This is a genomic window from Sporosarcina sp. FSL W7-1283 (assembly GCF_038003105.1).
GTDB classification, from domain to species: domain Bacteria; phylum Bacillota; class Bacilli; order Bacillales_A; family Planococcaceae; genus Sporosarcina; species Sporosarcina newyorkensis.
Genome location: NZ_JBBOOL010000001.1, coordinates 3,356,922 through 3,377,517, shown reverse-complemented (window position 1 = coordinate 3,377,517; position 20,596 = coordinate 3,356,922). Strand labels below are relative to the sequence as shown.

Genomic DNA, 20,596 nt, shown 5'->3' with positions numbered 1-20,596 from the left:
TGTAGATGGATTTCAATTTGACAGATGAACAGAAAAGTATTCGAGATATGGTACGAGATTTTACTAGAGAAGTTATTTCCCCGAAAGCAGAAGAAATCGATCAAGAAAACCGCTTTCCAGAAGAACATATTCCCAAAATGGCAGAACTGGGTCTTCTCGGGATTGCTTATCCGGAAGAAGACGGAGGAGTAGGTGCGGATGCTATTGCGGAAGCGATCGCTGTAGAAGAAATTACGTACGGCTGTGCCGCGACAGGTTCTATTTTAACGGCGCATTACTTAGGGATTGACGGACTCTACCTTGCTGCCAACAAAGAGCAGAGAGAAAAGTATCTAGTCCCCGGTTGTCAAGGTGAAAAGCTATTCGCTTTTTGTCTGACTGAACCAAACGGTGGGACGGATGTAGGTTCCATGAAAACAAATGCTCGTCTGGATGGGGACAATTACGTTATTAACGGCTCGAAAATCTTTATCACAAACGGAGCGTATGCAGATACGCTGGTAGTGTATGCGAAAACGGATACTTCAAAAGGTACAAAAGGAATCAGCGCATTCATCGTTGAGAAAGGAACGCCTGGTCTATCCTTTGGTGCTGGTGATGATAAAATGGGGATCCGCGGCGCGAAGACCGATGAAGTGATTTTCGAAAACTGTGTTATTCCGAAAGAAAATCGTGTGGGAGAAGAAGGAGAAGGCTTCAAAATTGCCATGACAGTCGTCGACCGCGGGCGAATTGGAATTGCGGCGATGGCAGTAGGACTTTCTCAAGCTGCGTTAGACGAGGCAGTCAACTATTCGAAAGAACGTGAGGCATTTGGAAAACCGATTTCGAATTTCCAAGGTTTACAGTGGATGTTGGCGGAAATGGAAGCAGATGTTGCGGTGAGCCGCTTGTACACATATTTCTCGGCAAGTTTAAAGGATAAGGAAAATTACCGTTTGTCCAAAGAGGCTTCAATTGCAAAGTTAATTACCTCAGAAGCATCCAACCGTGTTGTCAACAAAGCAGTGCAAATTCATGGGGGCTATGGTTACATGAAAGAATACAAGGTAGAGAGACTATATCGGGATCAGCGGATATTAGAAATATTTGAAGGGACATCACAAGTTCAAAAAATGGTTATTTCCAGTTACTTAGTATAATAAAGGGAGTGTTTTTCTTGAGTAGTTTGAAGGTCGAAAATATCCGTGCGCCGCGTGGCAATGAATTGACATGTAAAGGTTGGACACAGGAAGCTGCCATGCGGATGCTGATGAATAATCTGGATCCCGAAGTGGCGGAAAACCCTGCTGAACTTGTCGTTTATGGTGGTATCGGAAAGGCTGCACGAAACTGGGAAAGTTATCATGCAATCATTAATGAATTAAAAGAATTGGAGAATGATGAAACGTTATTAATTCAATCGGGTAAACCGGTTGGCAAATTTCGAACATATGAGAACTCTCCAAGAGTGCTGATTGCAAATTCCAATCTAGTTCCTGCTAATGCAAACTGGAAAAACTTCAATAAGTTAGATAAAGAAGGTCTCATGATGTATGGGCAAATGACAGCAGGCAGCTGGATTTATATTGGTGCTCAAGGGATTCTCCAAGGGACATACTTAAGTTTCGTCGAAGCCGGAAAGAAAGTATTCGGCAGCCCGGATTTGACAGGAAAGTTTATACTGACCGGTGGTATGGGTGGAATGAGCGGGGCGCAGCCGCTTGCAGGTAAAATGGCAAAAGCGGTTATTTTAGTAGTAGAAGTCGACAAGAAGCGTATTGAAAGAAAAATTAACGAACGTTACTGTGATTATATCTATGAAGATTTGGATGAAGCATTGAAAAAAGTGAAGGAGCTCACTGAGAAAGGTGAAGCGGCTTCAATTGGGCTAGTAGGAAACTGTGCGGATGTCTACCAAGAGATTCATGATCGCGGAATTGTACCTGACATTGTGACGGATCAAACGAGTGCCCATGATCCTAGGAATGGCTATATACCGAATGGAATGACGTATGAAGAAGCACTGACATTAAGAGACGAAGATCCCGAAAAATATGAAAAGCTTTCTCTTGAAACGATTGCGAAGCATGTAAGAGCGATGCTGGCTTTACAAAAAGCGGGAGCCGAGACATTTGATTACGGAAATAATATTCGTCACTACGCAAAGGAACAAGGAGTAGAAAATGCGTTTGACTTCCCTGGTTTTGTTCCGGCATACTTACGTCCGTTGTTCTGTGAAGGAAATGGGCCGTTCCGCTGGGTGGCGCTTTCAGGTGATCCAGAAGATATTTATAAGACAGACAAATTGGCCAAAAAAATGTTCAGTGAAAATAAAGTCCTGACCAATTGGATTGATATGGCGCAGAAAATGGTCGAATGGCAAGGTCTTCCGTCAAGAATTTGTTGGCTAGGCTACGGCGAACGTCATAAATTCGCATTAAAAGTCAATGAAATGGTCGCAAGTGGTGAGATAAGCGCTCCGATTGTATTTGGCCGAGATCACTTAGACAGCGGATCGGTAGCTTCTCCGAATCGTGAAACAGAATCGATGAAAGATGGCAGTGATGCAGTGGCGGACTGGCCGATTTTGAATGCGCTTGTGAATACAAGTGGTGGAGCAAGCTGGGTAAGCCTTCATCACGGCGGTGGCGTGGGAATGGGGTACTCCATCCATGCCGGTCAAGTATTAGTGGCGGATGGAACAAAAGAAGCAGCTGAGAAAATTGAACGTGTGCTCGTTTCCGATCCAGGCATGGGCGTGATACGACATGCGGATGCAGGATACTCAAGAGCGATTGAAGTTGCGGAAGAGCGCGAAGTTCATATTCCCATGAAAAAGTAAAAGGTTGTAATGTGTAGAAACATGTTATCTGTTTACCTGATAAACAGGGCTGCTTAAGAAGTCATTTTCAGCTGACTTTTTGGGCGGTCCTTCTTTTTGTCAAAGAAAAGCTCTTTGGTCATTTTGACGCTTGGTACGGAGTGGAATATACAGTGTGTGGGAGTAGCGTCTGCTTTTTTTAAAAAAGAAAAAGACTGTCGTCAACCCGACAGCCTTAGTGGCCACCATTGCAACTATTTATACCTGCAAGCTGCTACTTTTGATCAGCTAAAATAGAATGAATTATGTGTATTGAATCCCATTCACCCGATGAAAATTTGGTAATCGGATAATTTTTAGGAAATAATTGTGTGTGGATTTCTTTCTCCCCATAGCCTTGCTTATGTAAGGCTAGTGTGCGTTCACGAAGTTTCTCAAGATATTCAAGTTTTTCTGTCAATGCTTTTCGCCCATCTTTTACATAGCCTGCATGACAACAGAACATCTCTCCAAAATTATAAGACAGCGTTTTTTCAATGGATCGGATGATGATTGGGATGCTTTCATCGCGCAATACGACTTTCGTTTTCGGATGGACGTATAAATCTCCTGAAAATAGTTGGCCTGTTTCTTCATTTAAGAATGCTAGATGATCTGAAGCGTGGCCGGGGGTGGGGATAACTTTCCAATTCGCGTTACGTGATGTGAAAGTTTCGCCGATCGGCTCTGCCTCAAAAGGACGTCTTTTACCCCAAAAAAATTTTCGATACATTGGATATTTCGCTCTATCCGCACATTCTCCGATGGTCATTTTATTCATATAAATCGGCAGACCATGGTCAGTCTGCAGAAATCTTGCCCCGCCTGTATGATCTTCGTGTGAATGAGTAACGACGGCATAGTCGACGTCCGCTTTTGCAAAGAAAGGTTTGAATTTATTCAGCACCGACTGTGAACCTGTGTCAATCAGCACCCCATCTGTTTCAAAACAATGGACATTTAGCTTAACGCCTTTTAACGAGACCATCCCATTGATAAATCGTACACCGCTTACTTCCCCTTCACCTGCACTCTTTTTTATGAACACTTGCCCAACCTCTTTCTTGAAGCTTTAAAACAAGAGTACCATAAAATGAATGAGTATTCATCTGAGGTGTGTTAAGTTCTGATTATTTCAACTTTATCTAAATTACCGCCAGAACGCTAACATTAAAGCAAAGCCAAGTCCAATTGCCATTACGGTAAGAAATATGCCATCCATTAAACTATAGCGAGTCGGATAATAATATGTTCTGGCAGCACCCATTTGATACTGTTTAGCTTCCATCGCAACGGCAATACGCTGAGCGCGGCGAATACTCTCTGCAAATAAGGGAACTGTATACATTTGCAGACGTTCATACATACCTTTAAGTCCCCGAGAAAACTGGATATTCCGTACCTTAAGAGCATTTCTGCGTATTTGAAGTTCTTCCGTTACGGCAGGAATCAAGCGAAAGGAAGCGATGAAGCTATAGGCATACTTGGAAGGTAGGCGAAATTGCTGCATCATCGCATAGAAAAATAGAATAGGTTGTATAGTCAGCAAAAAAGTAAATCCGACAAAGCCGAATGACAGCGATTTACTGCCGAGTAATAGTGCATGTTGAATACTTTCCTCGGAAATCTTGATGAGCCCCCATTGCCAAAGCACGGACTCGCCTTTACCGAAGAGCACGATGGTGAGAGCAGAAGAAAAGAAAGAAATGGCTAAGGGAATGGACAGCAAAGCAAGTTTTTTCATTGAATAACCGCTGAATCCGTAAAACAGAATGCCGTACAGCACTGCTTGCCAAACTGCAAACGACAAGTTCTGATTAAATAAGGTGATGAGCAGAAAAGCAAAGAAGATGATGAATTTGAGTGCAGGGTTTACTTTGAATAGCCATGTTTCTCGTCTAGGTGTGAACCATGCAAGCATTCAAATACACCTCCAACCATTTCATTGTTTGTATACAATACGCCGTCTGCCACTGTCCATACTGAAGTCGCAAAGTTTTTCACGATCTCCATGTCATGGGTCACCATGAGAATCGTAATTCCTTGAACGCGTAGCTGTTCAAGCTTCTCTAAAATCGCGAATGTATTGCGTGCATCTTGACCAAAAGTAGGTTCATCCAAAAGCAAAATATCCGTTTGCGGAGTCAAGGCAGTGGCCACACTTAAACGACGCTTTTGGCCCGTGGAAAGCTGATAAGGATGCCGTGTGCCTGAATTCGGTAAATTAAAGAGTTGCATTAAATCTGCCGCATAGTTCACTGCTTGAGGTTTGCTCATTTTATGCAGAGAGACCGTTAATTCTTCAGCTATCGAATTCGTCACAAATTGCAGTTCTGGATTTTGAAAGACGAGCGAGAGTCCTTTAGGCAACTGCTTTTTCCTTTTCTTCTGAATAACGCGTTCACCATTCACTTTATAGATGCCTTCAGTGCGTAATAATTGCATAAGAGTAAGAAGCAGCGTACTTTTTCCTGAACCATTTTCACCCGTGATCGCAATCCAGTCACCTGTTTTAGCCACTGCTTTCTTTGCAAAGATTTTCGGGGCAGTGCCACGAAAACCATGAAAGTCGTTGAGAAGGATCTTTTCAAATGAGGAAACTTGTTCACGTTCATGCATCATCGATTTAAAAGACTCAGATTCCTTATACTCATCCCACACACTTGGATACCAAATACCGTAGCGTTTCAATTCTTCTTGATAGTGCTTGAAAATGGTGAAAGGAGAGTCGTCCGCTAGAATAATTCCATGGTCATTAAACAAGACAACACGGTCTACCCAGTCTGCAATCAAGTCAATTTTATGCTCAACAATAATTACGGTCTTATCAGCAGTTGCTTGTTTAATAGATGACCAGATTTGTTCGGTGCCTTCGGGATCAAGTAATGCGGAAGGTTCGTCGAGAAACAGAACATCGGGCTTTAGCAGAAGTACGGAAGCAAGTGCAAGCCGTTGTTTCATCCCTTGAGATAGTTCAAGGATCGGTGTGTGTAAGTTTTCCAAATGTAGATCGACGCGTTTTAGCGCCTCTTCTATCAAAGGTGCCATATCGCTGCGCGGTATGTTCAGGTTTTCCAGTACAAATGCGAGCTCTTCATCGACATATGACATACAGAACTGCGTATCGGGATCTTGAAAGACGAAGCCCCATGAGTCGGGCAAATTGATTTCATCGGCTTTCATTGGCAACTCAATGGAGTTCGGAACGATTCCACTGAGTACTTGCAGCAATGTCGATTTTCCACAGCCGCTTGGTCCGAGCATGAGTACTTTTTCACCTGGCTGAACCGAAAAGGAGAGATCCTTGAAGATCAAGGAATCCTCTCCAGGAAATTTCAAACGCAGATTGGTTAGATTGATGGCATATCTATTCGAATAATTCATCAAAATTTACCGATCCAGCATAGTGTATTCTTTTTTATCAACTGGACGAATTAGAGACGTAACACCGGTTGCTTCTAGTGCCCGGACGATCAGCACGGCGAAAATCCCAGTGAAGATGAATGCACTGATCGCACGTAGTCCGTATTTTACAATAAGTGCCCACGTTTCAAGTGCTGCATAACCATAGAACAAATCGAGCGTAAAGCTGCCGAGGCATGAAGCGACGCCTGCTAATCCAGCAACTGCCATTGAGAAGCGTTTATAACGGAACGCTGCAAACAGCAATTCTGCTGCAAGTCCCTGTACAAAACCATAGATTAATACTTCAATGCCATGCCCGGCAAATGCGGATAAACTAGCCCCTGCAATACTTGCGATCAGCGCTGTACCGGGTTTACGGATGAGCAGATAAGCAAATGGACCGACCATGAACCACATTCCATAAATTAGCTGACGTGCAACTGGCAGGATCGGCTTTACAACGGTATACAGATCATCCCAGAACTTCATAAGGATTCCGAAAACGACCCCGATCATAATCGTGATCAATAAATCTGTGAATTTCAATCTTTTCAATAGATCCCACTCCTTCTTTTTTTGCCTATACAAAAAAGCCGTCTGAAAGAGCAGACAGCCGAGGAGGGGACATGCAGGTCCCGGATATTCCCTTCGAACGCTCTCTACGCTGGCATTACCCAGATCAGATTAACGGTCAGCAGTGGTTTTATCTGCTATCTCAGCCTGATTCACTCAAGCACCCGTACGGACAATTATGTAAGCAGTCATAGTATACAACAGTCTAATTTATCTGGCAACCTGAGGCGCGATAGACTACATGTTAAAAAGTGCGAATTTGTAGCTGTGTTATTGTTATTCAAAAAGCGTCTACTCTGTAATTAGAGAAGACGCTTTTATTGGTGTGTTTGAAAGATATGTGATTTTAGAGTTTGAATCGCTGCATCAGTAGATTCAATTCCTCTGCTAGCTTTGCTAAATCATTGGAGTTATTAGCGACTTCCTCCATGGCGCTGCTTGCTTGTTCGGATGAGGCAGACGTTTCTTCTACCCCGGCTGCAGATTGCTCGGTGATTGCTGCAATTTCTTCTATAGAACTGCGCATTTCCTGGCCATTTGCTGAAATGTCGTTTAAGTCTTCAGCTATACTGTGAATTCGATTCGCCATTTCTGTAACAGCTGTACTGATTTTATCGAATGTTTCACCCGTTTGTTTAATTTGGCTTGTTCCTTCTTCGACTTCTTTATACCCGTGCTGCAGTGAATCTGTTACTGTTCTGGATTCATTTTGAATGCGGTTGACGATATCTGTAATGTTTGTGACAGATGAAGAAGATTGCTCTGCAAGTTTTCTCACTTCATCCGCTACGACTGCGAAGCCTTTCCCATGCTCGCCAGCTCGCGCAGCCTCAATTGCGGCATTCAATGCCAATAAATTCGTCTGGCCCGCAATGTCTTGAATGACAGAAACTAGTTCAGAGATTTCTTGCGTGTGCTGATCCAATCCTTCTACTTTAACAACGGCATCGTGAACGATTTGATCAATCACAGCCATTTGCTTGGAGGAAGAATTCATCAATTCACTTCCTTGGTTCGTCATCTCAAGAACCGAAGTGGAAGATTTTTGTACATGCATACCATTTTCATTGGCTTCCATCACTTTTGCTACGAAAGTTTCCATGGAGGATGATAAAATCGTGGCGTTATCGGCTTGAGACTCTGTGCCGTTTGCTAAGTCTTCCATCGTTATGGCAATTTGGGCCGTGCCTGCTTTTACTTCATTTGCTGATTGAGTCAATTCTTCACTTTGTGTAGACACAGTTTCGGCCACATTATTGATTTCATCTAATAAATGACGAGTGCTGGCACTCATTTCATTCGTCGATGCGATTAATTGGCCGATTTCATCTTTAAGATGTGTTTCCATAGGCTCGCTACTTAAATCTCCGCTCGTAATGAGTTTCATTCGATTCATGACGATTCGGAGTGGTCTTGAAATCGAGTTAGCTGTAATTATAGCCGTGGCTATGCTTAAAAGAATGACTAGAATAATTACTCCAGTGACAATAAGTAATGTCGTTTTCCCGCTTGCTAGCATATTTTTCTCTAAATCAATAATAAAATTTTCTCGGTTTTTAGCTGCTTCTTCATAAGACGACATTAAACTACGAGCTTCATCAGTCATCGACATAACATTACGAAGAGCTTCCTCTTCATTTCCTCTTTCATATTCAGCGAATACTTGTTCAGTAACAAAATTACGCCATTCAACCGTTCTTTCGAATAGGTTAATACTTTCTTGGGTTCCCCCTAGTTTTTTTAAAGATGATTGACGATTTTCACTTTTTTCGGTGTAGCTATTAAACAGCTCTTTAAAACTGTCGTCACCTGTCAGAATGAAACCACGAGACGCTGCGAGTTGATTCGCCATATCCAGAGATAGCTGTTCATCTATAATTAAAAGTGGCAGTTCTTTATCTAAAACCGCTTTCGTTAAGTTATTAGAATGATTTAATGTGTAAACGATATAAACACCTAATAAAACAATTAAAATGACTACAGTAGAAAATCCAAACAACATTTTTCCCCGTATGCTTTTGAATGTGCCCATTATTATCCTTATTCCCTTCTTATTTCATAGAGTTTCTTTTACCTATAAAACTGAAGAACTATTTATGTTTAAATAGAACTAAAAGTAATAAGTAAGTAATTCAATTATACCATTTATTTCTGTTGTTATCTATAGAGTGGTAGGAAAGACTAAAAATATAGTTAATAAAAGGCTGAGCAAAGTAATGGTAAAGGTGAGGGTGAGATCACCCAAGTAACGATATAATGAAGAAGTATGCATGCAATTAGATAGCTTGCAGTGTACTATTTATTTATGGAATTGTAGATGATAAGCTAATACCATTCAATTATGAAGTTAAATTAGTTGGAACATCATGAGAGGAGAACAATATGCATACTTTTAAACAGCAATGGCTTGGGAATGTCCGTGCTGATCTTTTGGCAGGCATTGTTGTAGGACTGGCACTTATTCCGGAAGCTCTGGCTTTTGCGTTTATCGTCGGTGTCGATCCGCGTGTCGCGCTCTATGCTTCCTTCACCATTGCGGTCATCACATCATTTGTTGGCGGCCGTCCCGGTCTAATTTCAGCTGCGACTGGTGCGATGGCTTTGGTTCTTGTCAGTTTGATGGCGAATCACGGCTTACAATATGTACTTGCAGCCACTATTTTAACAGGGATTATTCAATTAATCTTAGGGAGTCTGGGTGTTGCGAATTTAATGCGCTTCATTCCAAACTCCGTCATGCTCGGATTCGTCAATGCCTTGGGAATTATGATTTTTATTACGCAAATGCCCTATTTGCTTGGGTCGAGCATGATGACCTATATATTCGCAGTGGTTACTTTAATTTTAGTGTATGCAGTTCCGCGGTTTTTCACGGCAATTCCTGCACCGTTGATTGCGATTGTCGTTATGACGACAGTAGCCCTTTTAAGTGGAGTGAAATTGCAGACGATCGGGGATTTGGGAACAATGCCAAGTTCATTGCCTATGTTTTTTCTGCCGGATATCCCGCTGAACCTCGAAACGCTGAAAATCATTCTGCCGTATTCCTTGGCTTTATCGGTTGTCGGTTTACTGGAATCATTACTGACATCTCAGGTGTTGGACGATATGACGGCTACACCGAGTAATAAAAATAGAGAAGCGCGCGGACAAGGGATCGCCAACTTCATCACTGGTTTTTTTGGCGGCATGGCAGGCTGTGCGTTGATTGGTCAGTCGGTCATCAATATTAAATCAGGAGGCAGGGGACGTTTATCCACATTGACTGCAGGCGTGTTCCTGATTTTTTTAATTATTGTTTTGGGAGATGTGGTTGTCAAAATTCCAATGCCTGTTCTTGCCGGAGTCATGATTATGGTAAGTATGGCAACGTTTAATTGGGGATCATTCAAGTTTTTGAGACAAGCACCGAAATCGGAATCAATTGTAATGCTGATTACCGTTGCGATTATTTTATATACACATAATTTAGCGATTGGCGTGGTGATTGGTGTGATTTTAAGCGCACTGTTCTTTGTCGCTAAAATATCTCGTGTGACAGTGACGAAAAATGCAGGGGTATACCGGATTAAAGGGCCATTGTTTTTTGCCTCCACTACAAAATTCATTCAATCATTTGATGATACGGCAGAAAAGGAAATCATCATCGATTTTGGAGATAGCCAGCTTTGGGATGAATCTGCAGTCGGGGCAATATTCAAGGTGAAGCAGAAGCTGGAGGCGAAAGGTACGGATGTTACTATTCGAGGATTGAATGCTTCCAGTGAAATTTTATATAAAAAATTACTCTGAGGGGGAATTTATATGAAGATAGCTGTAGCGGTCGATGGTTCTGAAAATGCTCTGCGTGCCGCAAAACATGCGGTTATGCTTGCTCAATACTTGCCTGGAGCAAATTTAGAGATTATCTATGTACAGGATTATAGTAAGGCAAAAGATGAGCGGCTGCTGTCGCAGAGTCCGGAAAGCCTATCGCTAAAACGTGAGCAAAAAGTGCAACCGATTTTAGAGTATGCACGAGAGGCAGGAGTAAATGCAAGAAGCACGATGCTGAAAGGGAATCCGAGCCTGGAAATCATCAAGTATGTGAACGCGGAGAAAATAGACAAACTCGTCATCGGCAGCCGTGGTTTGAATGCGTTCCAAGAGATGGTGCTTGGAAGTGTCAGTCACAAAGTATTGAAGCATGTGGACTGTCCTGTTACGGTAGTGAAATGAAAATTAGTATTATACGTTAGGTACTTGCAAAATGATTTTGCATGTACCTTTTTTCATTGTGCAGTGTAAAGAAATAGATTAATCGTTTTGGTATAGACCTCTTTTCAACATATTAATTTCTAGTGTGTATCTTTTTAACGCTTCATCAGGAGTTAGTTGCATAGCAAAGCTTTGAACTATATTTTGGAATGTCACAGCTTTGATTATATTCATCAGGTGAAGTAATTCTCGTTCATTCTCGATAGCCATTTTTTTGGTGTCAACTAATTCCAAAAGCTCTGATCGCCGAGCCATAAAGTTTTCCAAGTCGGTATGGTTTGTAAATGCCTTTCCCACTTTATGATTCATATTTAAAAACGCGTTTTTAAAGAAGATACGGTGCTCTTCACTTTGGAAATCATGTAGCATCGATTGAAAGACACTAATAAAAGTATCTAGCAAGTCCCCATTGTTCAGTTTTAGTTGCAAGGTAAACCTCTCATTATTTCGCTTTACATATTCCTCTAAAATATAGAAAAATAAGTCCTCTAAATCCTCGAAATATTGATAAAAACTTCCCCTCGGTATTTTTGCGCTTTTAATAATATTGGAAATGACTGCTTCATGTAATGGAACTCTGGAAAATTCTTTCTTCGCTGCATTCAGTAAGTTATCTTGTTTTTCAGCAGGTAAATTAAAAAAAGTTTGCTTTGGCATGATTGGCCTCCCACTCAAATTGGTAAGCGATAATACGTCATAAATCTATGATAAATCGCGGCGTGGGACGTGTCAATATGAAAAGTGACAGCATGTCATCTATTCGTTGACATGCTGTCTTGCGTCATTTATTATAAATTAGTAGTAACGAGTGACACGTTGTCACATGTAAGTGATTACTCATGGTCAGCTTCTTCTAAAATCGCTGTGCTTCTAAATCTCTAAAGAATTGAGGAATCCATAGAATGATTAAAATCCTGAAAAATTTATCCGTCTATAAATGGATGGTCGCTGCAATCTTTGGACTTGTTTTCATTCAGGCAATGTCCGAATTGTATTTGCCGACGCTGATGGCGGATATTATCGATAAAGGTGTTGTGGTAGGAGACATCCCCTACATATGGAAGATCGGCGGACTGATGCTCGTAGTCTCTGCACTTAGTGCTATAGCATCCATTGCCGTCAGCTTTTACTCATCAAAAACTGCGATGGGACTGGGCAGGGACATTCGTCGCAAAGTATTTACTCATGTTGAGAATTTTTCACAGCAAGACTTTGATAAATTAGGCACGGCCTCCCTTATCACGAGGACGACCAATGACATTACACAAGTGCAGCAAGTGGTCATTATGATTCTTCGTATGGTGTTAACCGCACCGATTATGTTTGTTGGCGGTTTGATCATGGCGTTATCCAAGGACATGAAATTATCGCTTGTCATCGTAGCGACCATGCCGTTGTTAGTCGGGTTAATTTTATTTATATTGCACAAAGGGATTCCGCTCTTCAAAGCTGTTCAAAAAAGAATCGATCGTTTGAATCTAGTATTACGTGAGAATCTAACGGGTGTGCGGGTCGTTCGCGCGTTTAACCGTGAAAAAGATGAGCAAGTTCGATTGCGCGGAGCAAATGAGGATTTACGAGACGTTTCGATTAAAGTAAACAAAGTGATGGCGTTTATGATGCCGGTTATGATGCTCGTAATGAATTTGACTGTTGTAGGAATCATTTGGTTCGGTGGAATCCGAATTGATAATGGGGCCATGCAGATAGGAGATTTAATGGCATATATTCAATATGTAATGCTGATTATGTCGTCGCTTGTCATGGCTTCAATGATGTTTATCATGATTCCACGTGCTGCAGTTTCCGCGAACCGGATTAATGAAGTGCTTGAAATGGAACCGACATTTTTGGATGAAGGGACAGAAAAGGCGGACAGGGAACGCGCGACACTTCAGTTTGATCAAGTATCATTTAGCTATCCAGGCGCTGAAGAGCAAGCATTATCGAATATTAGTTTTAAATCAAAAGCTGGAGAAGTGACTGCAATTATCGGCGGTACGGGAGCCGGAAAAACAACATTGGTTAATTTAATTCCGCGATTCTATGAAGTGGCGAGTGGAACGATCCGAGTTAACGGTGTGGAAATTAAAGATTCCTCACAGGAAGAAATCCGTTCGAAAATTGGCTTTGTCCCTCAAAAAGCTTTGCTCTTTTCAGGGACGATTGCAGAAAATATCCGTTTTGGTAAAGAAGATGCAACACAAAGTGAAATTGAACATGCGGCTGAGATTGCACAAGCAACCAGTTTCATTGAGCAATTGAAAGATGGATATGAATCCGTTATTTCACAAGGCGGTTCGAATTTATCTGGTGGACAAAAGCAGCGTCTTGCGATTGCACGTGCGCTCGTTCGCAAACCAGATATATATGTATTTGATGATAGCTTTTCAGCACTCGACTACAAGACCGATGCCAATTTACGTGCGGCATTAAAAGAAGAAACGAAAGATGCAACTGTCGTAATCGTTGCACAGCGCGTAAGTTCAGTGATGGATGCGGATCGAATCATCGTCCTCGATCATGGAAAAGTTGCAGGGATTGGGACGCATGAAGAACTACTTCAAACAAATGAAGTGTACCAAGAAATCGTCGAATCTCAGCTGACAGAGGAGGATATCGCATGAGCGAACATAAACAGCGACCATCTCACGGCGGACCGGGCGGTGGTCCTGGCGGCGGAAATATGATGATGGCGGGTCAGAAGCCAAAAGATTTTAAAGGAACTTTTCGTAGACTATTAGGCTATTTGAAACCTCATCGCGGCAAGTTAATCACCGTGTTTTTTGCAGCAGTTTTGAGTACGGTTTTTATGGTTCTGGGTCCGAAGGTGATGGGGAATGCCATAACTGAGCTATTTGAAGGTGCGTATGGAAAGTTTAATGGAATTCCTGATGCGTCTATCGATTTCGGAGCAATTGGCAAATTGCTATTATTGCTAGCAGGCTTGTACGTTACGAGCAGCGTATTCAGCTACATTCAACAGTTCATTATGGCCAGTGTATCTCAAAAGACGGTCTTCGATTTACGTGAAGATGTCAATAATAAGCTTGAGAAACTTCCGCTTAAGTATTACGATGGGCATCCTTTTGGTGATACATTAAGCCGTATGACGAATGATATCGATACAATCGGCAGTACTTTGCAGCAAACAATTACGCAGTTTATCACAGCGGTCGTGACGATTGTCGGTATTCTTGCGATGATGTTATGGATCAGTCCGATGCTGACGATTATTGCGCTCGTGACACTACCGTTATCCATCTTTGTAATTCGTCCATTTTTGAAACGTTCTCAAAAGCACTTCGCGGATCAGCAAAGGACGCTAGGAAATTTGAACGGCCATATTGAAGAAATGTACACAGGTCATCAAGTTGTTAAAGTATTTGGTCACGAGAAAAAGGCTATTGCTGAATTTGAAGATGTTAATGAACAGCTATACGACGCAGGACGGCGTGCCCAATTTATTTCAGGTATTATCATGCCGGCGATGACGCTGATCGGGAACTTAAGCTATGTACTGATTTGTGTAATCGGTGGGATATTAGTTACGCAGCGTGCGATTTCAATTGGTGATATTCAAGCGTTCATTACGTATATGAAGCAATTTACACAGCCAATTACGCAAACGGCGAACATCGCGAATATTATTCAATCCACGATCGCAGCAGCAGAGCGGGTATTTGAGTTGCTAGATGAGGAAGAGGAAATTAGCGAAGTGACCACAGTGCGTTTGCAATATGCAAAAGGTGAAGTGGACTTTGAGCATGTAGACTTCGGTTACGCAGACGAATTATTGATTAAAGATATGAATGTTCATGTGGCTCCCGGTCAGACCGTCGCCATTGTCGGGCCAACAGGTGCAGGGAAGACGACGATCATTAACTTGCTCATGCGCTTCTACGAGCTAAATAGCGGGACAATCAAAATTGATGGTATGGATACGCGAAAGATGTCACGCGAAGATTTGCGGACGACTTTTGGAATGGTATTGCAAGACACGTGGCTGTTTAATGGCACGATCAAAGACAATATCGCCTATGGGAATAAACATGCGACTGATGAACAAATCTACGAAGCGGCACAAGTCACACGTGCGGATCAATTCATTCGGACGCTTCCAGAAGGCTATGATACCGTCTTAAATGAAGATGCATCGAATGTTTCACAAGGACAGAAACAGCTGATTACAATTGCACGCGCTGTTCTCGCTAATCCAACAATTATGATTCTGGATGAAGCAACGTCGAGTGTCGATACCCGAACGGAGTTGCTAATTCAGCAAGCAATGAACCGGTTAATGGAAGGCAGAACCAGCTTCGTCATCGCACACCGCCTGTCTACAATACAAGGCGCAGATTTAATTTTAGTGATGGACCAAGGAAAAGTTATTGAGCAGGGAACGCATGAAAAATTATTGGATCAACAAGGATTTTATGCGGATCTCTACAACAGTCAGTTTTCTGATAAACCAGCTGTCTAACCAAAAATGGAAAGCACCGTCTAGCCTCGACAGGCGTTGGAGGCTCTACCACAAAGGCGTTCTTTGCCTTTTTGGCAGAGTCGAAACGACCCGAGAGGCTGGTGCTTGGAACTGGAGCGATAATAGGATGGATCAATATCAGGTAGAACAATTGAAAAGTATGAGAAATGAATTATCAAGATTTATGTTGATGTATAAATTTGCACTGAATGAATTAGAAACAAAAATAGATATATTGAAAGAAGAATTTCGTATTTTACACGATTACAATCCAATTGAAAATACGAAGTCGCGAGTAAAGTCACCTGAAAGTATACTGAATAAACTTCAAAGAAAAGGACACGACATTACTTTTTCAAACATAAAAAGAAATGTGAAGGATATAGCGGGCTTACGAATTACCTGCTCTTTCATTTCAGACATTTATCAGATAAGTGATATGTTACAGCGCCAAAGAGATCTTAAAGTCTTAGAGATCAAGGATTATATTAAAAACCCGAAATCAAATGGTTATCGCAGTCTGCATATTTTAGTAGAAATACCAGTCTTTATGTCAGATCGAGAAGAACATGTTGCTGTGGAAATCCAAATCCGTACAATCGCCATGGATTTCTGGGCAAGTTTGGAACATAAAATATATTATAAACACAACAAATTAGTTCCACCTCATCTGCTAAGAGAATTAAAGGAAGCTGCCGAATCTGCAATTGCACTAGATCATAAGATGGAGCGTCTTCATCTTGAAATGGCAGCAATGAATGTGAAGGATGAAGAAGAAAGTGCAACACAGCTTACTATTAACGATCAACAGTTTTCGATTCCTAAAGTCTTATTGGATCTTTTAGGTAATGACCGTAGCAAATCGGATACTGTCAGTCTGTCTAACTAGGATACGGATTGAGAAAAAATAGGATATTTCATATAAAAAGCGTTAACTCCTCATTAGCGGAGTTAACGCTTTTGTAAGTTGTTCACTTATTCCCACCCACTCACATCTTCAAACACTTTTTCTTGTTCTGCTTGAGAGACTGGATACGACAATGGATCAAATGTTACGTTAATCTGCCTATATAGTGCAAGTTGCTCAATTGTTTCATCAAACTCAAACCAAGCGGAATCATACGCTGCATCTTGAATTTCTTCAGCCGACATTCCTTCGATTTGATCTTTCTCCACTCCTTGGACAACCAATACTCGACGGTTTTCGATAGCTGCGACTAATCCCTCAAACTCTACGTACACAGAAGAAGGATCGGCAAGGGGAATTTGTTTCTTCTCCATAAATTCAGTGATCACGTCCGCATGTGTTTCCAGAAAGGCTTCTAACACTTCACGCTGCGTTGTGTGTTCTGTGGGAGGATTATGATCTAGCCATTCCACGGCCTCAGTGAATTGAATAGTATACTTATGAATCGTTTGAAAATATTGTTCATAGGTGTAGCCGAATTTTTCGAGTTGTGTTTGTTCGATTGAATTCAATTCCTCTTCCTTGAAACCTTTGAAAAAGGTTTGTTGCTCTTTCGCTAATTCTTCCTCCATTGCTTGCTCATCTGCTTCGTAGCCAAGCGACTTTGCATATTCGATTAAGGAATCTGATTCTACTAATCTTTGCATGACGACAGTGCGCAGTTCATCTGGATCTTCAATTTCGTATTGTTCGCTTTTCAGAAGAAGATCATAGAGCTCCTCATTCACTTCATATCCATTGCCATCCTTATTCAAATACTCTCCCTGGAACATATTGAATGTAAAGAAAAGCACAGCGGTCATAACAATAACAGTAGCAACTAACGGAAAAGGATTTTTTCTTTTAGGCTGACGTCCGCCAGAGAGCACTTTTTGTTTAAGTTCTTCTTTGTCCCTCGAAATATTTCCGGTGAAAGCGTCTAAACTTCTTTTCACTTCATTCAATGGAAAGCACCTCCCAATAATCTAATGACAAATCAACTTTAAGTAATTTACGTGCTTTAATCATTCTCGTTTTCACCGTGTTTTCCGATAGATTGAGGAATTGAGCAACCTCTCTCATGTTGTATTCTTCATAATAATAAAAAATGATGATTTCGCGATACTTCACAGGGAGCTTCAATATTGCAATAGCAATTTCGGATTTCTCCTCCTGTAAAATTAACGGATCGCGCTCAGTATGTATGGTTTCAATCCAGCTATTACGGAATTGAAGATGACGAAATGACCAGCTTCGTAAATAATCCTTACAGCGATTGACCGTCATTTTCGTTAAGTAGGCACGCAACTTTCCTTGTTCCTCGTAATCTGCCGCACTGTAAAAAGATATAAAAACTTCCTGCACGATATCTTTTCCCGTTTCTCGGTCTCGCAAATAAAAATAAGCTATTTTTAGTAGATGTTCTCCATATTCATCTATCACCTTTTCGAATTCAGCCGAATTCATCCCCATCACCACCTCTCTATTACTTTAACGAAGCTTGCTTGCGAATAGTTTTAAAAATCGACTAATAGTTTAGATATATATCATACAGGTTACCTCACGGATAGAATTGGTTTTCAGTGCCTTTCTTAGAAGTGACTCTAAACGTGCTGTATAATGGAGGAAGAGGTGTTATGAAATGAAAATTGGAGTAATAGGAACAGGCAACATCGCGCACTATTTATTGGAAGCGATAAATGCGGCTGGACAGCTAGATGGTGAGATAACATCAATCTTTGGTCGGAACCAAGAAGTAGGGTCGAGTATGGAAACGCAATATAAAGCAAAATTTTATACAGACTTTCAGGAGTTTCTAAGCTCTCCGATCGACATTGTAGTAGAAGCGGCGACGATCGAGGTTGCCATTCAACGCATGAAGGATATTTTGGAAAGCGAGAAGGATTTAATCCTGAGCAGTATAGGAGCGCTGAAAGAAGTCGATTTTCTGAAGGAGATGAAAGAACTGGCTCGTTCGATGGACCGGCACATATATCTTCCCTCAGGTGCAATCGGAGGATTGGATTTGTTGCAGTCAGCCAATGCTGTAGGTGGATTGAAAGAAGTCAGCATCACGACAAGGAAATCACCTGCTTCATTAGGATTAGGATCGATGAATGAAGAAGCATGCTTATTCGATGGAGTTGCTCAGAACGCAATCGAAAAGTTCCCCAAAAATGTCAATGTCGCCTTGCTGCTTTCCATTGCCGGTCTTGGAGCTGATCAAACGAAAGTGCGGGTCATTGCTGATCCGGTAGTCGAACGAAATACACATACAATTGAAGCTACAGGAGATTTCGGGAAAATGAAATTGACGATCGAAAATGAACCGATGCCAAACAATCCGAAAACGAGTTATCTTGCGGCTTTGAGTATTTTATCTACATTGCGAAATAAAGGAAATTCAGTGATTGTGGGAGGTTAGAGTGGAGAAATACGTAGGTGTAGGTGCCTGCAGAGGGATATCTCGACAGGAACCTACATCTTTTTTGACTTTTCATAATCATCCTGCGTATCCACATCGAATACGAGTCTTCGATCCGTGCATGGCAATAACTTTCCTTGTTGCAGTAAATCACCTTTTAAGATGGCGCGCGCACCTTGATCTCCACGTAATTTCATTAGTTCAGGATACATGGCAGACGTGAAGAGAACAGGTGGCATAGTGGTTTGTTCAAAAGAAGTGGCAACAAATTTGCATGTTGGGTTCCTTTTGAAACAGTCGATCATTGCAGTGATCATTTGCACTGTGATAAATGGTTGGTCCGCTAACATGACTAGGACAGCATCTGCTTGATTCTCCAGTGCGCATTGAATACCACAGCGTAACGATTCGGATTGACCATCATGGGAAGTAGTGCATTTGACGATAATGCATTTTGTGGTTGCTCTCATTTTAGGTGAAATCCAATTACCTTCATCCGTTTCATTTGTAATGACATAGACCTCGTCCAGAGGCGATTTCAAAGCCGTTTCAAGAGCGAGACTTCCAAGTGTCATTGTTCCTATAGGCAAAGCCAATTTATGCTCTCCCATTCGGCTGCTGTTTCCAGCGGCTAGGTAAATACCTGATATTTTCATAATAATTTCCCCTGTCTCACTGCGATCAATTCCGCCACAATACTGACCGCGATCTCTTCTGGACCATCTGCGCCAATTGAAAGACCTACAGGCGAATGAATCGTGCCCGGTATTTCTCCTTGGACCAGTCGTTCCGTTCGTTTTTTTGAACCTAAAATTCCAAAATACAATAATTTATATTCCAGCAAACACTGAACGACCTCCACATCCAATTGGAAATCATGCGTCATGACAACGACGGAATCAAGCGGACTAAATTGCACATTCGAAATTAATTCGCTTACGTTACCAATTTGTATGGAGGATGCGGTTGGAAAGTGTGCATCATTGCAAATTCCGCTTCGCCAATCAAAGAGATGGACGGCATATCCGGCATGTTCGGCTAGTCTTGCAAGAGGACGCGCATCAATACCCGCTCCCACTATATAAAGGGCAGGCTGTGGCCAGATAAGTTGGAAATAAAAAAGTTCTTCTCCTCGCTTGATTTGTCCAGCTTTTTTCTCAAAAGGAAGTAAAGGCTCCAAATCCAATGGCATAACCATCTGTCCTTTGCTAAAGTGATCTCCAGTTCGTCCCATGCATTCGTAAAGATTAAAATCTGTCATGGATTGGATGAAATACATTGGTTCCTTCGCTTGTAATCGCTGATGCATAAAACGAAGGAAATTCCGAAAATCAGCATTGATATCACGTATGAATACGGTGACCACCCCATTACAGCCAACTCCTCGACCCCATCCCAGGTCATCTTCGTCACTTAAATCATAGTGTAAGATTTTCGACTTACCCGTTCGGAATAATTCAGTTGCACGCTTATGTAAATCATTTTCCAGACATCCGCCGCTAATGACACCCACTCGACGTCCATCTTCCAGAAGCAGCATCCATGTACCTTCTTTTCGGTATGATGATCCCTCCACGTTAACGATCATAGAAAGTACAATAGCTTGAGATTCCTGCAAAACCATTTCCATCAATTGTTGGATTGATTGCAAAACGCCACCTCATT

At 41.7% G+C, this 20,596-nt stretch carries 18 protein-coding genes and 1 riboswitch; of the genes, 8 read left to right on the top strand and 10 right to left on the bottom strand.

All coding sequences use genetic code 11. From position 1 onward, the window contains the following. The first annotated feature begins 5 nt into the window (after positions 1-5). On the top strand, positions 6-1,142 hold the full coding sequence (locus MKY93_RS17695; RefSeq protein ID WP_009498789.1) for an acyl-CoA dehydrogenase family protein: 1,137 nt from the start codon (positions 6-8) through the stop codon (positions 1,140-1,142). 17 nt (positions 1,143-1,159) lie between these two features. After that, a complete protein-coding gene (hutU, locus tag MKY93_RS17690) occupies positions 1,160-2,824 on the top strand; it encodes a urocanate hydratase (protein ID WP_340760574.1) in 1,665 nt (554 codons plus the stop codon). Between the two features lie 253 nt (positions 2,825-3,077). Here hutU and MKY93_RS17685 read toward each other — a convergent pair whose 3' ends face one another. The 5 genes from MKY93_RS17685 to MKY93_RS17665 form a co-directional block, all read right to left on the bottom strand. Continuing rightward, positions 3,078-3,890, bottom strand: coding sequence for an MBL fold metallo-hydrolase (locus MKY93_RS17685; protein ID WP_340760573.1), 813 nt, complete (start codon positions 3,888-3,890; stop codon positions 3,078-3,080). Between the two features lie 102 nt (positions 3,891-3,992). Beyond that, entirely contained in the window at positions 3,993-4,763 is a 771-nt protein-coding gene (locus MKY93_RS17680) for an energy-coupling factor transporter transmembrane component T family protein (RefSeq protein ID WP_009498786.1), read from the bottom strand. Then, positions 4,715-6,226 carry an ABC transporter ATP-binding protein gene (locus MKY93_RS17675; protein ID WP_340760572.1) on the bottom strand — a complete coding sequence of 504 codons (1,512 nt, stop codon included), beginning with the start codon at positions 6,224-6,226 and terminating at the stop codon, positions 4,715-4,717. The genes MKY93_RS17680 and MKY93_RS17675 overlap by 49 nt, the downstream gene beginning before the upstream one ends. A 6-nt stretch (positions 6,227-6,232) precedes the next feature. Further along, complete coding sequence (locus MKY93_RS17670) at positions 6,233-6,802, bottom strand: ECF transporter S component (protein ID WP_040759870.1); 570 nt, start codon at positions 6,800-6,802, stop codon at positions 6,233-6,235. 84 nt (positions 6,803-6,886) lie between these two features. After that, positions 6,887-6,998, bottom strand: a riboswitch (TPP riboswitch). 168 nt (positions 6,999-7,166) lie between these two features. Continuing rightward, a complete protein-coding gene (locus tag MKY93_RS17665) occupies positions 7,167-8,852 on the bottom strand; it encodes a methyl-accepting chemotaxis protein (protein ID WP_340760571.1) in 1,686 nt (561 codons plus the stop codon). 350 nt (positions 8,853-9,202) lie between these two features. On the opposite strand from MKY93_RS17665, the gene MKY93_RS17660 reads away from it, so the two are divergent. Both MKY93_RS17660 and MKY93_RS17655 read left to right on the top strand, forming a co-directional pair. Continuing rightward, positions 9,203-10,612 (top strand): SulP family inorganic anion transporter, encoded by a 1,410-nt coding sequence (locus MKY93_RS17660; protein WP_340760570.1) that lies wholly within the window; start codon positions 9,203-9,205, stop codon positions 10,610-10,612. A gap of 12 nt (positions 10,613-10,624) precedes the next feature. Continuing rightward, entirely contained in the window at positions 10,625-11,038 is a 414-nt protein-coding gene (locus MKY93_RS17655; protein WP_009498781.1) for a universal stress protein, read from the top strand. Between the two features lie 78 nt (positions 11,039-11,116). Here the strand turns inward: MKY93_RS17655 and MKY93_RS17650 are convergent, their stop codons facing one another. Beyond that, positions 11,117-11,734: a TetR/AcrR family transcriptional regulator gene (locus MKY93_RS17650; RefSeq protein ID WP_078818780.1), complete on the bottom strand. Its 618-nt coding sequence runs from the start codon at positions 11,732-11,734 to the stop codon at positions 11,117-11,119. Positions 11,735-11,979: 245 nt separating this feature from the next. Between MKY93_RS17650 and MKY93_RS17645 the strand changes: the two genes are divergently transcribed. The 3 genes from MKY93_RS17645 (at position 11,980) to MKY93_RS17635 (ending at position 16,449) form a co-directional block, all read left to right on the top strand. Continuing rightward, positions 11,980-13,704, top strand: coding sequence for an ABC transporter ATP-binding protein (locus MKY93_RS17645; RefSeq protein ID WP_340760569.1), 1,725 nt, complete (start codon positions 11,980-11,982; stop codon positions 13,702-13,704). Continuing rightward, positions 13,701-15,560, top strand: a complete 1,860-nt coding sequence (locus tag MKY93_RS17640) for an ABC transporter ATP-binding protein (protein WP_340760568.1) — start codon at positions 13,701-13,703, stop codon at positions 15,558-15,560. The genes MKY93_RS17645 and MKY93_RS17640 overlap by 4 nt, the downstream gene beginning before the upstream one ends. A 127-nt stretch (positions 15,561-15,687) precedes the next feature. Next, complete coding sequence (locus MKY93_RS17635; protein WP_340760567.1) at positions 15,688-16,449, top strand: GTP pyrophosphokinase; 762 nt, start codon at positions 15,688-15,690, stop codon at positions 16,447-16,449. Between the two features lie 86 nt (positions 16,450-16,535). On the opposite strand, the gene MKY93_RS17630 is transcribed toward MKY93_RS17635, so the two are convergent. Next, positions 16,536-17,462 carry a DUF3221 domain-containing protein gene (locus MKY93_RS17630; protein ID WP_340760946.1) on the bottom strand — a complete coding sequence of 309 codons (927 nt, stop codon included), beginning with the start codon at positions 17,460-17,462 and terminating at the stop codon, positions 16,536-16,538. Between the two features lies 1 nt (position 17,463). Beyond that, on the bottom strand, positions 17,464-17,973 hold the full coding sequence (locus MKY93_RS17625) for a sigma-70 family RNA polymerase sigma factor (RefSeq protein ID WP_340760566.1): 510 nt from the start codon (positions 17,971-17,973) through the stop codon (positions 17,464-17,466). A gap of 175 nt (positions 17,974-18,148) precedes the next feature. On the opposite strand from MKY93_RS17625, the gene nadX reads away from it, so the two are divergent. Then, entirely contained in the window at positions 18,149-18,931 is a 783-nt protein-coding gene (gene nadX / locus MKY93_RS17620; RefSeq protein ID WP_340760565.1) for an aspartate dehydrogenase, read from the top strand. 53 nt (positions 18,932-18,984) lie between these two features. Here the strand turns inward: nadX and MKY93_RS17615 are convergent, their stop codons facing one another. Continuing rightward, positions 18,985-19,587 carry a nucleotidyltransferase family protein gene (locus MKY93_RS17615; RefSeq protein WP_340760564.1) on the bottom strand — a complete coding sequence of 201 codons (603 nt, stop codon included), beginning with the start codon at positions 19,585-19,587 and terminating at the stop codon, positions 18,985-18,987. After that, positions 19,584-20,582: an XdhC family protein gene (locus MKY93_RS17610; RefSeq protein ID WP_340760563.1), complete on the bottom strand. Its 999-nt coding sequence runs from the start codon at positions 20,580-20,582 to the stop codon at positions 19,584-19,586. Before MKY93_RS17610 ends, MKY93_RS17615 begins: the two co-directional genes overlap by 4 nt. Positions 20,583-20,596: the final 14 nt, after the last annotated feature.